The sequence below is a fragment of the Micromonospora sp. NPDC093243 genome (genome assembly GCF_044753725.1).
GTDB lineage: Bacteria > Actinomycetota > Actinomycetes > Mycobacteriales > Micromonosporaceae > Micromonospora.
Genome location: NZ_JBIVNT010000006.1, coordinates 236,443 through 249,361, shown reverse-complemented (window position 1 = coordinate 249,361; position 12,919 = coordinate 236,443). Strand labels below are relative to the sequence as shown.

The window sequence follows — 12,919 nt, the reverse complement described above, 5'->3', positions numbered from 1 at the left end:
CTCCTTCGAAACGGAAGAGAAACATGATGGCAACTCGGAGAAACCTGCTGGTGATGGGCGTGGCCGCCGCCACGGCGTTGGCGCTGGCCGCCTGTGGCGCCACGGCGGACAAGAACGGCAGCGGGTCCGGCGGCGACGGTGAGCCGGCCACCGGACTACGGATCATGGTGCCGAACACCCCAGGCGGCGGGTACGACACCACCGCCCGCACCGCGGCCAAGGTGATGGAGGACGCCAAGATCGCCAGCGGGGTGCAGGTCTTCAACCTGCCCGGTGCGGGCGGCACCGTCGGCCTCCAGCGGATGGTGAACGAGAAGGGCAACGGCAAGCTCGCCATGCAGATGGGGCTGGGCGTGGTCGGCGCGTCGTACACCTCGAAGTCGTCGGCGACGCTCACCCAGACCACCGCCCTGGCCAAGATGATCGAGGAGGCCGGCGCCATCGTAGTGCCGAAGGACTCGCCGTACCAGAGCATCGGTGACCTGGTCACGGCCTGGAAGGCCAACCCCAAGGCCATCGCGGTCGGCGGCGGCTCCTCCCCCGGCGGCCCGGACCACCTGCTGCCGATGCAACTGGCCAAGACCGTCGGCATCGACCCCCGCCAGGTCAACTTCATCTCGTACGACGGCGGCGGCGAGCTGCTGCCGGCCGTGCTCGGTGGCAAGGTGGCCTTCGGCGCGAGCGGCTTCGGCGAGTTCCTCGACCAGGTGCAGGCCGGCCAGCTCCGGGTCCTCGCGGTCACCAGCGAAGCGCCGATCGACGCGCTCAAGGACGTGCCGACGCTGAAGTCCGCGGGCATCGACCTGGTCTTCACGAACTGGCGGGGCATCGTCGCACCGCCCGGCATCAGCGACGCCGACAAGCAGGTCTGGATCGACGCGCTGACGAGGATGCACGAGTCCGCCGAGTGGAAGGCCGAGCTGACCAAGCGGGGCTGGACCGACGCCTTCGTCACCGGCGAGGCGTTCGCCGCCTTCCTCACCGAGCAGGACAAGTCGGTGGCGGACCTGCTCAAGCAGCTCGGGCTGGCGTGAGCGGCATGACGACCCGACCGGACCGGGGCGGCGACCCGCCGCCCCGGTCGGCCGCCGACACCCCGGCGGTCGTACCCCCGGTGCCGGCACAACCGAGCGGCCCGGAGGCGACAGCCCCGGCCACCGACCCGCCGGCTGCGCCCGTCGCGGAGATCGTCGCGGAACCGGCTGCCCGACCGGACCGCGCCCAGTACGGGGTGTGCGCGTTCCTCGTCCTGGTCGGCGGGCTGGTCATCGTCGACGGGATCCGGACCGGGCACGCGATCAGCACCGCGGACCCGATCGGCCCGAGGCCGCTGCCGATCCTGCTCGGCGTGCTGCTGCTGATCGTCGCCGCGATCTACGCGGTGGACGTGGCCCGTGGCGGCCGCGGCGAGCCGGAGGCCGGCGAGGACGTCGACCTCACCACGCCGATCGACTGGCGGACGGTGCTGCTGCTGATCGGCGCGTTCCTGGTCAACGCGGTGCTCATCGACCCGCTCGGGTGGGTGATCAGCGGGACGCTGCTCTTCTGGGGCTCGGCGTTCGCGTTGGGCAACCGGCACCACGTGCGCAACCTGCTGATCGCCGTCGCGCTGTCGTTGATCACCTTCTACACGTTCGCCATCGGGCTCGGCGTGAGCCTGCCCGCCGGTGTGCTGCAAGGAATCCTGTGATGGACAACCTCGGAAACCTGCTCGACGGGTTCGCCAACGTGGTGACCCCGATGAACCTGCTGATCGCGCTGCTCGGGGTGACCATCGGCACCGCCGTCGGCGTGTTGCCCGGGATCGGCCCGGCGATGACGGTGGCGCTGCTGCTGCCGGTCACCTACGGCATGGAGCCCACCCAGGCGTTCATCATGTTCGCCGGCATCTTCTACGGCGGCATGTACGGCGGTTCCACCACCTCGATCCTGCTGAACACCCCGGGCGAGTCCTCGTCGGTGGTCACCGCGATCGAGGGCAACAAGATGGCGAAGGCGGGTCGGGCCGCGCAGGCGCTGGCCACCGCCGCGATCGGCTCGTTCGTCGCCGGGACCATCGCCACCCTGCTGCTGGTGCTGGTGACCCCGCCGATGGTGCAGTTCGCGATCAGCCTCGGCGCGCCGGACTACCTCGCACTGATGCTGCTGTCGTTCGTGGCGGTCACCGCGGTGCTCGGCGCCTCCCGGATACGCGGCTTCGCCTCGCTGCTGCTCGGCCTGGTCATCGGCACCGTCGGGATCGACGCGGTCAGCGGCCAGCAGCGGCTCACCCTGGGCATCCCGCAGCTCGCCGACGGCATCGACGTGGTCGTGGTGGCGGTCGGCATCTTCGCCGTCGGCGAGGCGCTCTGGATCGCCGCGCACCTGCGCCGACGCGCCGCCGAGGTGATCCCGGTCGGACGGCCGTGGATGGGGCGTCAGGACTGGAAAAGGTCCTGGAAGCCGTGGCTGCGCGGCACCGCGTACGGGTTCCCGTTCGGGGCGCTGCCCGCCGGCGGCGCGGAGATCCCGACCTTCCTGTCGTACGCCACGGAGAAGAAGCTGACGAAGCACCCGGAGGAGTTCGGTCGGGGCGCGATCGAGGGCGTCGCCGGCCCGGAGGCGGCGAACAACGCCTCCGCCGCCGGCACGCTGGTGCCGATGCTGGCGATCGGCCTGCCGACGAACGCGACCGCCGCGGTGATGCTGGCCGCCTTCCAGCAGTACGGCATCCAACCCGGCCCGCTGCTCTTCGAGCGGGAGTCCACCCTGGTCTGGACGCTGATCGCCAGCCTCTTCGTGGGCAACCTGCTGCTGCTGGTGCTGAACCTGCCGCTAGCGCCCGCGTGGGCCCGGCTGCTGCGCATTCCGCGGCCGTACCTCTACGCCGGCATCCTCTTCTTCGCCTCGATGGGCGCGTACGCGGTCAACGCCCAACCGTTCGACCTGTTCCTGCTGCTCACCCTCGGCCTGCTCGGATTCGGCATGCGGCGCTTCGGGCTGCCGATCCTGCCGCTGATCGTCGGGGTGATCCTCGGTCCCCGTGCCGAGTTGCAGGGCCGGCGCGCGTTGCAGCTCTCCGGCGGCGAGCTGAACGGTCTGATCGGCGGCTGGGTCTCCTGGACCATCTACGCCACCGTTCTGGTGGTGCTGCTCTGGCCGCTGCTCGGCCGCTTCGTCGGGCGAGGAGTTCGGGAAAGGCTGGTGACCGGATGAGCGTGCTCACCGTCCACAGGGAACTCCGCTGAGCCGCCCCGACCAGGGAGAAAACGACATGCTGACGCCCACCGCCGACCTCTACGACCGCTACGGCGACCTGCTCGGCTCGTGCGACACCCAGCTACGCCAGTTCGGCGGCGTCCGCGCCTTCGCCGGGCCGGCCGTCACGGTGCGCTGCTTCGAAGACAATGCCCTCGTCAGGTCGATCGTCGCCGAGCCGGGAGCGGGCCGGGTGTTGGTGGTGGATGGCGGCGGGTCGGTGCACACCGCCCTGATGGGCGATCTGATCGCGGCGGCCGCGGCGGAGAACGGCTGGGCGGGGGTGGTGATCAACGGCGCGGTCCGCGACGTCGCCGCGCTGGCCACGCTGCCGATCGGCATCAAGGCGCTCGGCGCCAACCCGCGCAAGAGCGCGAAGAGCGGCGCCGGCGAGCGGGACGTGCCGGTGATGTTCGGAAACTGCGTCTTCTCCCCCGGCTCCGAGGTGCACAGCGACGACGACGGTGTCGTCGTCCTGCCGGTGCACGCGCGGCGGTAGCCCTCCGGGCAGGGTCAGCGAGGTCAGTGGAGGGCCGCCGGAACACCGGCGGCCCTCCACCGGCTCACAGCCCCTGGCTCAGGCGGTAGTACGCCTGGTTCCACCGCAGCTCCCGCTGGAAGTCTCGAACGGTGGTGCTCTCGTCGATGACGACCAGTTCGGTCTTCGCGATTTCGGCGAAGTCGCGGAACACGTCGAGGCCCACGGCCGTCGTCATCACGGTGTGGTGGGCGGCGCCGGCGACGAGCCAGCACGCGGTCGAGGTCGCGAAGTCGGGCATGGGCCGCCACACGGCCCGGCCGACGGGGAGCCTCGGCAGGTCGGGCGCCGCGACGTTCTCGACGACGTTCGCCACGAGGCGGAAGCGGTCCCGGATGTCGCTCATCGCGACGACGAGGGCGGGACCGGGATCCGCCGTGAAGACCAGCCGGACCGGGTCCTCCCTGCCGCCGATGCCCAGCGGGTGGATCTCCAGGCGTGCCTTCGACGTCGTGAGCGAGGGCGAGACCTCCAGCATGTGGGCGCCGAGGATGCGCTCCGAGCCGGGTACCAGATCGTAGGTGTAGTCCTCCATGAGGCTCGCGCCGCCGGGAAGACCGGCACCCATCACGTTGGCGACGCGGACCAGGATCGCGGTCTTCCAGTCGCCCTCCGCGCCGAAGCCGTAGCCGTCGGCCATCAGCCGCTGCACCGCGAGACCCGGTAGCTGCTTCAGCGCGCCGAGGTCCTCGAAACTCGTGGTGAACGCCCCGAAGCCGCCCTCCTCGAGGAAGGAGCGCAGGCCCAGTTCGATCGCGGCGCCGTTGCGCAGCGAGGCGTGCCGTTCGCCGCCGGCGCGCAGCTCGGCCACGACGTCGTACAACTCCTCGTACTCCGCGACGAGGGCGTCGACGTCGGCGTCGGCCACCGCGGCCACGGCATCGGCCAGCTCGTTGACACCCCACGTGTTGACCTGCACGCCGAACCGCAGTTCGGCCTCCACCTTGTCGCCCTCGGTGACGGCGACGTAGCGCATGTTGTCGCCGAACCGGGCGAGCTTGAGACTGCGGACCGCCGCCCATCCGGCGGCCGCACGCTGCCAGTCCTCGACCTGCCGGATGACCTGCGGGTTCGACACGTGGCCGACCACCGTCTTGCGCGCGACGCCGAGGCGCGTCTGGATGTATCCGAACTCGCGATCGCCGTGCGCGGCCTGGTTCAGGTTCATGAAGTCGAAGTCGATGTCGGCCCACGGAAGCTCGACGTTCGCCTGCGTGTGCAGGTGCAGCATCGGCTTCTGCAACGCGTCCAGGCCACCGATCCACATTTTCGCGGGGCTGAACGTGTGCATCCACGCGATGACGCCGATGACGTTCTCGGCAGCGTTGACCTCGAGGGCGAGGCGTCGGATGGCGTCGGGGTTCTTGAGGACGGGCTTCCAGACGACCCGGACCGGCACACCGGCGCCGAGCTCCTCGGCGATCGCCCGGGACTGCTCGGCGACCTGGCGGAGGGTCTCCTCGCCGTACAGGTCCTGGCTGCCGGTCAGGAACCACACCTCGTAGGGCTCGAAGGTGGTGGCGAGCGGGCTGCGGGTCATGCGTAGATCTCTTCCTGTGCGGGGGCGTCCTGGGCCGGGGGGACGCGGCGGGCGTCGTCGGCCTGTCCGTACACGTTCTGGTATCGGTCGTACAGGCGGTCGATCGCCTCCGGCGGTATCGGGATGAGCGTCCCCGCCTCGCGGGCGAGATGCACCGTGCGCGCGACATCCTCGACCATGACCGCGGCCTTCACGGCGTCCCTCGGCGTCGCGCCGATGGTGAACGGCCCGTGGTTCTGCATGAGTACGGCCCGCGAGCGGTGGCCGGTGAGGGTCTCGACGATGCCGCGGCCGATCGAGTCGTCACCGATGATCGCGAACGGCCCGACCGGGACCGCCCCGCCGAACTCGTCCGCCATTCCGGTGATGACGCAAGGGATCTCCTCGCCGCGCGCCGCCCACGCCGTGGCGTAGGTGGAGTGCGTGTGCACGACGCCGCCCACGTCGGGCATGTGGCGGTACACGTAGGCGTGCGCGGCGGTGTCGCTCGAGGGCGCCCGGTCACTGCCGGGGGTGCCCGGGACGACCGTGCCGGCCAGATCGCAGAGGATCATGTTCTCGGGTGCCAGTTCGTCGTAGGAGACCCCGGACGGCTTGATGACGAACAGGTCGGCGCCCGGCACCCGGCCCGACACGTTGCCGGACGTCCAGACGACGAGCCCGTACCGGGTCAGCTCACCGTGCAGGCGCGCCACGTCCACCCGGATGGCATCGATCGCCGACTGCACGTCGTCGCTGAACAACCCACTCATGCCCTGACTCCCTCGACGAGCTCGGGGGCGGTCTCCGCCGCCCGGTTGGCGTTGCGCAGCGCGGCGCGACGAAGGGCGCGCAGTCGTTTCATGCCCCCGTTCGCGCCCCGACCGAAGTAGTCGTGCAGCGTGCGGTACTCGGCGTACAGCTGGTCGTAGACCGCGGCATCCGCCTCGTTCGGGAGGTAGACCGAGCGGTGGACCGCGCCCATCGTGGCGGCGGCGGCCCGGATGTCGGCGTACGCGCCGGCGGCGACGGCCGCGTGGATGGCCGAACCGAGAGCGGGGCCCTGCTCGCTCGCGATCACCGAGATCGGCAGCCGCAGCACGTCCGCGTACGTCTGCATCAGCTGCGGGTTCTTCAGCAGCCCGCCGGCGACGATGAACTCCGTCACGGGCACGCCGGCGGCGGCGAAGGTCTCGACGATCACGCGGGTGCCGAACGCGGTCGCCTCGAGCAGCGCCCGGTAGCCCTGTTCGGGGCGGGTCGCGAGGGTCTGGCCCACGATCACGCCGGACAGCTCGTGGTCGACGAGCACCGAGCGGTTGCCCGAGTGCCAGTCCAGTGCCACGAGACCGTGGGCGCCGGCGGGCTCGGCGTAGGCCAGTTCCGTCAGGTGCTGGTGGATGCTCCGGCCCGCCGCGGCGGCCTCGTCGTGCAGGCGTCGCGGCACCTGGTTGTGCACGTACCAGGCGAAGATGTCGCCGACCCCGGACTGGCCGGCCTCGTAGCCGTACAGTCCGGCGACGATGCCCCCGTCGACGACACCGCACATGCCCGGGACCTCGGCGAGGCGGTCGTGGCTCATCACGTGGCACGTCGAAGTGCCCATGATCGCGACCAGCTGGCCGGGCTCGACGGCCTGCGCGGCCGGCGCGGTGACGTGCGCGTCGACGTTGCCCACCGCCACCGCGATGCCCGCGGGCAGCCCGGTCCACGCCGCCGCTCGGGCGCTCAGGGTGCCCGCGACGTCCCCCAGCTGACCGATCTCGTGGGCGAGCTTGTCGTCGGCGAAGCCCGCGAAGTCGGGATTCAGTGCCGCGAGGAACTCCCGGCTCGGATATTCGCCGTTCTGGTAGATGCCCTTGTAGCCGGCCGTGCAGGCGTTGCGCACGTACCTGCCGGTGAGCTGCCAGACGATCCAGTCGGCCGCCTCGACCCAGTGCTCGGTCCGGGAGTAGACCTCGGGGTCCTCCTCCAGCAACTGGAGGCCCTTCGCGAACTCCCACTCGCTCGAGATCAGGCCGCCGTAGCGCGCCAACCACGGCTCGCGCCGGTCATGCGCGAGGGCGTTGATGCGGTCCGCGTGCGGCTGGGCGGCGTGGTGCTTCCAGAGTTTGACGTAGGCGTGCGGTCGTGCGGCGAACTCGGGCAGGTCACTCAGCGCAGTGCCGTCGGCGAGCGTCGGCACCATCGTGCAGGCGGTGAAGTCCGTGCCGACGCCGATCACCTCGCCCGGGTCGATCCCCGCCGCCGCGACCGCGGCCGGGACCGCGTGCTTGAGGACCTCGACGTAGTCCTGCGGCGCCTGCAGTGCCCAGTCCGGGCCGAGCCGCACCGGTCCGGCGCCGGCCGGTGCGGCAGAGAGGACGTCGTCCATGACGCCGTGCTCGTACTCGTGGACTGCTGAGCCGAGCTCCGCCCCGTCCGAGACACGGACGACGATCGCCCGGCCGGACAGGGTGCCGTAGTCGACGCCGATCACGTACCGCTCTTGACTACCGTTGTTGTCCACCCGGACACCTCCGTCAACACGCTGGCGAACCTGCACGATCGATACCGTCCCTACTGGCGTCTTCGTGCGGTCAGTGCCCGCTGCAGCAGCACGAAGACCAGCAGGATGCCGCCGGTGATGATGGTTGTGGCCTCGGGCCGGATCCCGCCGTCCCGGGTGATCAGCACGTTCATCAGTCCGAGAACCAGCGCCCCGATCACCGACCCGAGGACGTATCCCGCGCCGCCGGTCAGCAGCGTGCCGCCGATCACGACGGCCGCGATCGCGTCCAGCTCCCAGCCGATGCCCGTGATGTTCTGGGCGATACCCAACCGCGCGGTGTAGACGACCGCGGCCAGTCCGGCGAAGGTGCCGCTGATCGCGTACGCCCAGAGCTTGGTGCGCACCACGGGCAGGCCCATGAGGGTGGCGGACTGCTCGGAGCCGCCGATGGCGTACACGGTGCGACCGGTCCGGGTCCGGTGGAGCACGAAGAAGCCGACGATGACGACGAGGGCGGCGATCAGCACACCGGGCGTGAGGACCAGGTCGTTGACCCGCTCACCGTCGATGATCTTGAATTTGGTGGCCAGCGATCTGATGGACGAGTCGTCGGCGAGCCGTTCGGGTGTGGTGCTCAGCGTCGAGGCCAGCCCGCGGGCGAGGAACATCATCGCCAGCGTCGCGATGAAGGGCTGCACGTTGAAGTACTGGATCAGCACGCCGGACGCGACGCCGAAGAGCGTGCCGAACCCGATCATCAGCAGCATCACCACCCACGGGTTCCACCCGGCGTTGGCCAGCAGCAGCCCGGCGACGCTGGAGAACGCGATCACGGCGCCGACGGACAGGTCGATTCCGCCGGTCAGGATCACGAACGTCATCCCCACCGCGATGATCACGAGGTGGGCGTTGTTGATGAGCAGGTTCGACAGGGTGTTGTACTGCGTGATGCGGCCGTAGGCGAGTTCGCCGTAGACGATCATCGCAATGAAGATCACGACCGCCGCGAGGGTCGGCAGGGCGGCGAGATTCGTCCGCCAGGTCCGTACCGCGGCATCCCGCATCCGGGGGATCGGTGACTTCGACGGCGTCCCGGAAGGACCGCCGGGAAGAGCGGTGATGGTCATGCGGTCACGCTCGCTCTCGGCGCCTCGGCGCCTGGTACGCGGGCATCCGGTACGCGTCGCTGCCTGAACAGGCCGCGTACCCGCTCCGACTGAAGCAGGCACAGGACGATGATGACGGCGGCCTTGAAGGCCGGCGTCGCGGACGAGGAGACGCCGAGGAACACGATCGTCTTGTCCAGCGTCGCGATCAGCAGGGCACCGACGACCGCGCCGCCGAGGGAGAACTTGCCGCCGGCGAGAGAGGTGCCGCCGATCACCACGGCGAGGATCGCGTCCAGCTCGAGCTGATATCCGGTCCGGGAGACGTCGACGGTCATCACGCTCGCTGTCGCGAAGACGCCGGCGATGCCGGCCAGGACGGCACTGAGCGTGTAGACCGTGATGAGCAGACCGCGGGGTTTGATCCCCGCCATCCGGCTGGCCTTGGGGTTGATACCGACGGCCTCGATCATCAGCCCCAGCGCGCTGCGACGGACGACGAGCGCGACGATCACCACCACGACGACGGCGAGCAGCACCACGACCGGCAGCCCGATCACGTATCCGTTCGCGATCCACCGGAACGGCTCGTTGGTGGCGGCGGTGTTCTGCCCTGACGTGATCACCTTCGCCAGCCCGCGGCCGGCGAGCATCATGACCAGCGTGGAGATGAACGGCTGAAGCCCGACGACCGAGACCAGCAGGCCGTTGACGACGCCCAGCAGCGCGCTGACCGCCAGGGCCAGCCCCAGCGCGCCGAGCGCGACCCCGCCGGAGGCGCCGTCGCCGCTCGCGTTGATGAACTCCATGGAGACCGCGCCGGCGACGACCATGAGGGAGCCGACCGACAGGTCGATCCCGCCGGTCGCCACGACCAGCGACATGCCGACCGCGATCATCAGGATCGGCGCCGACGCCCGGAGGATGTCGACGAGGTTGCCCACCAGGTTGCCGTTCAACGAGTTGACCGACACCGCCAGGAAAGCCGGGTCCTTGACCACGTTCACCAGCAGGAGCAGGACGATCGCGATGATGCCCCAGAAGTACTGCTTGCGGATCAGGCCACGCACCGCCACGCCGGTCCGCCGCTCTGTCGTACTCACGCGGTGCCGTCCTTTTCCTCGGGATCAATGATGGCGCTGTCGAGCGCGGCTTCCTCGCCGTGTGCGGCGATGATCGCGACGACCTCCTCGGCCGTGACGTCAGGCCCGTTGACGATCTCGCCGATCTTGCGGTGGTCCTTCAGGACGAGGATGCGCTCACTGAGCCGCACCACCTCCTCGAGCTCCGAGGAGATGAACACGACGGCGACGCCGCGTTCGGCGAGCTCGGTGACGCTCTCCTGGACCTCCGCCTTGGCGCCCACGTCGATCCCCCGGGTCGGCTCGTCGAGGATCAGCAGTTGCGGGTCGGTGGCGAGCCAACGGCCGAGCAGCACCTTCTGTTGGTTGCCCCCGGAAAGGTTCTTGATCGGCAGCTCCGGATCGGCGGGGCGCACGTTCAGCGCGGTCATGTACCTGCCGACGATGGCGTCCTGCTCACGGCGCGACAGCGGCCGCGCCCAGCCCCGCTTGGCCTGAACGGCCAGGACGAGGTTCTCGCGAACCGTGAGATCGCCGACGATGCCCTCCTCGCGGCGGTTCTCGGTGGAGTAGGCGATGCGGTGTCCCAGTCCGTCGACCGGGTTGTGCAGCGCCGACCTCTCCCCCTCGATCTCCACCTCGCCGCTGTCCGCGCGGTCGGCCCCGTAGAGCAGCCGGGCGAGTTCGGTACGACCCGAGCCGAGCAGGCCCGCGAAGCCGACGATCTCACCACGATGGAGGTCCAGGTCGGTCGGCTCGATCGAACCCGCCCGGCCGATCCCGGTCGCCTTCACGAGGGGGACGACGCTACGGTCGCGATTTTCGGTCTCCCGGTTGGATCCCAGCGACTTCAGCGTGTCGAGGTCCTTGCCGATCATCTTCGAGATCAGCGCGGTGCGGCCCAGCTCGCGGGTGACGTACTCCCCCTCGTACCTTCCGTTGCGCAGCACCGTGAGGCGGTCGCTGATGGCGTACACCTGGTCGAGGAAGTGCGACACGAAGAGGATCGCCACGCCCTGGTCACGCAACCGGCGCATCACCCGGAACAGTCCGTCGACCTCGTTCGCGTCGAGGCTCGACGTGGGCTCGTCGAGGACGAGCACCTTGGAGTCCGTGACCATCGCCCGGCTGATCGCCACCAGCTGCTGCAGGGCCAGCGAGATGCTGGCCAGCGGGCGACGCGGGTCGAGATGCCCGAGCCCCAGCTTGGCGAGCGCTTCGGTGGCCGCCCTGTTGGTGGCCCGCCAGTTCACCCCGAACCGCCCGCGTACCTCGTGTCCGAGCATGACGTTCTCACCGATCGTCAGGTTCGCACAGAGGTTCACCTCCTGGTAGACGGTGGAGATGCCGGCCGCCTGGGCCTCGGCGGTGCCGTGCAGGTTCCGCTGCTGGCCCGCGATCAGGATGGATCCGGAGTCGATCCGGTAGACCCCCGTCAGCGCCTTGATGAGGGTGGACTTGCCGGCTCCGTTCTCGCCCATCAGGGCGTGGACCTCACCCGGGAGGAGCCGGAAGTCGACGTTGTCGAGCGCCTTCACGCCGGGGAACGCGATCGAGATTCCGCGCATCTCGACAATCGGCAGTGAACCTGTCATTCCCTTACCTCGCAACCGCCGCCTGCAACCACCACGACCGACTCTCAGTAGTGGGGTGCTGGAGCCTTCCTCCCTGCGGAAGGCGCCAGCACCGCCGATCCGTGTCCGGGCTTACCGGGCGTGCGCCCGGAGCTAGAACTTCCGCTCGGGGAGGACCTTCGTGGCCGCGTCCGGCGAGTCGAACGTCAGGCTCGGCACGACGATGTACGACTCGACCTTCTCTCCCTTGAGCACCTTGTTCACGACGTCCAGGGCGGTCTCGCCGAACAGCGGGTTGTACTCCGCGACGAAGCTGAGCTTCCCGTCCGCCAGCGCCTGGAGAGCGTTCTTCGTGCCGTCGATCGTGGCGATCTTGACGTCCTTGCCGGGCACCAGACCGGCCTCCTCGGCGGCGAGGACCGCGCCGAGACCCATCTCGTCGTTCTGCGCGAAGACGAGCTGCACCTTGTTGTTGTTCGACTTGAGCACCGTCTCGAAGACGCTCTTCGCCTCTTCCGTCGACCAGTTGGCCGTCTGCGCGCCGAGCTTCTTGAACCCGGGCTTCGCGCCGATGACCTCGTCCCAGCCCTTGTTGCGCTCGTTGACCACCGAGACGCCCGCGGGCCCTTCGAGCACGAAGTAGCTCGCGCCCTGGGGGAAGGTCTCGACGGCCCAGCTGGCGACCGAGCTGCTGACCTTGAGGTTGTCCGGCGCGATGCGCGTGACGTACAGGTCGGTGGCGTCGGGCTCGATACCGCGGTCGATGAGGATGACCGGGATCTCGGCCTCCTGGGCGCGCTTGAGCGAGTCCTCCCAGCCCGAGCCCTCGGTCGCGGACAGCAGGATGACGTCCACGCCTTCGTCCACGAAGGAGGTGAAGGCATCGATCTGCGACTTCTGGTCCAGGTTCGTGGCCGGGGCGTACTTCAACTCGAAGCCCGCCTCCTTGGTGAACGTCTCCTGCATGTTGGCCTCGTTGGCCTGGCGCCACGCGCCCTCGGGGCCGACGGCCACGAAGCCGATCGTGGTCACGCCGTCGTCACCGCCGGCGTCGTCACCGCCGCCGGAGCAGGCCGCCAGACCCACTGCCAGGACTCCCGCGCTGGCGACGCTCAGCAGCCGACGGAAAAGCTTGGTTCTCGTCATCCGGTCTCCTCCTCAAGATCCGCCCGACGCAGTCCTGAGTCGGGTGGCAGTTATGTCCTGCTGGTTACGTCGAGGGTGTTAAGGAGCGGTCAGATGTTATCGCTAACACTCATGAGCCACAACCCGTCCGTCGGCACTCGACTCAGACCGGACCGTGGAAACGTCCAGACGGGGGGCCCGCCCCATGGCCCGGCCTCAGGCAACACCGCCTCAGGCGATCGGGGAC

The 12,919-nt window shown here is 69.6% G+C and carries 11 protein-coding genes; 4 read left to right on the top strand and 7 right to left on the bottom strand.

Translation table 11 applies throughout. The features are described from left to right. Positions 1 to 26: 26 nt before the first annotated feature. From ACIP9D_RS21840 to rraA, 4 genes are read left to right on the top strand one after another with little or no spacing between them, the layout of a single operon-like run. On the top strand, positions 27 to 1,034 hold the full coding sequence (locus tag ACIP9D_RS21840; RefSeq protein WP_350873878.1) for a tripartite tricarboxylate transporter substrate binding protein: 1,008 nt from the start codon (positions 27 to 29) through the stop codon (positions 1,032 to 1,034). A 5-nt stretch (positions 1,035 to 1,039) separates the two neighbouring features. Further along, positions 1,040 to 1,690 carry a tripartite tricarboxylate transporter TctB family protein gene (locus ACIP9D_RS21835; protein WP_350873877.1) on the top strand — a complete coding sequence of 217 codons (651 nt, stop codon included), beginning with the start codon at positions 1,040 to 1,042 and terminating at the stop codon, positions 1,688 to 1,690. Further along, positions 1,690 to 3,195: a tripartite tricarboxylate transporter permease gene (locus ACIP9D_RS21830; RefSeq protein ID WP_350873876.1), complete on the top strand. Its 1,506-nt coding sequence runs from the start codon at positions 1,690 to 1,692 to the stop codon at positions 3,193 to 3,195. The genes ACIP9D_RS21835 and ACIP9D_RS21830 overlap by 1 nt, the downstream gene beginning before the upstream one ends. A 58-nt stretch (positions 3,196 to 3,253) precedes the next feature. Further along, entirely contained in the window at positions 3,254 to 3,736 is a 483-nt protein-coding gene (gene rraA, locus ACIP9D_RS21825; RefSeq protein ID WP_350873875.1) for a ribonuclease E activity regulator RraA, read from the top strand. 64 nt (positions 3,737 to 3,800) lie between these two features. Here the strand turns inward: rraA and araA are convergent, their stop codons facing one another. From araA to ACIP9D_RS21790, 7 genes are all read right to left on the bottom strand, one after another. Further along, positions 3,801 to 5,315: an L-arabinose isomerase gene (araA, locus tag ACIP9D_RS21820; RefSeq protein ID WP_350873874.1), complete on the bottom strand. Its 1,515-nt coding sequence runs from the start codon at positions 5,313 to 5,315 to the stop codon at positions 3,801 to 3,803. Next, positions 5,312 to 6,067: an L-ribulose-5-phosphate 4-epimerase gene (locus ACIP9D_RS21815; RefSeq protein WP_350873873.1), complete on the bottom strand. Its 756-nt coding sequence runs from the start codon at positions 6,065 to 6,067 to the stop codon at positions 5,312 to 5,314. The genes araA and ACIP9D_RS21815 overlap by 4 nt, the downstream gene beginning before the upstream one ends. Then, entirely contained in the window at positions 6,064 to 7,803 is a 1,740-nt protein-coding gene (gene araB / locus ACIP9D_RS21810) for a ribulokinase (RefSeq protein WP_350873872.1), read from the bottom strand. Before araB ends, ACIP9D_RS21815 begins: the two co-directional genes overlap by 4 nt. Positions 7,804 to 7,853: 50 nt before the next feature. After that, complete coding sequence (locus tag ACIP9D_RS21805; protein WP_350873871.1) at positions 7,854 to 8,912, bottom strand: ABC transporter permease subunit; 1,059 nt, start codon at positions 8,910 to 8,912, stop codon at positions 7,854 to 7,856. Next, entirely contained in the window at positions 8,909 to 9,994 is a 1,086-nt protein-coding gene (locus ACIP9D_RS21800; protein ID WP_350873870.1) for an ABC transporter permease, read from the bottom strand. Before ACIP9D_RS21800 ends, ACIP9D_RS21805 begins: the two co-directional genes overlap by 4 nt. Beyond that, positions 9,991 to 11,568, bottom strand: a complete 1,578-nt coding sequence (locus ACIP9D_RS21795; RefSeq protein WP_350873869.1) for a sugar ABC transporter ATP-binding protein — start codon at positions 11,566 to 11,568, stop codon at positions 9,991 to 9,993. Before ACIP9D_RS21795 ends, ACIP9D_RS21800 begins: the two co-directional genes overlap by 4 nt. 132 nt (positions 11,569 to 11,700) lie before the next feature. Then, entirely contained in the window at positions 11,701 to 12,693 is a 993-nt protein-coding gene (locus tag ACIP9D_RS21790; RefSeq protein ID WP_350873868.1) for an ABC transporter substrate-binding protein, read from the bottom strand. Positions 12,694 to 12,919: the final 226 nt, after the last annotated feature.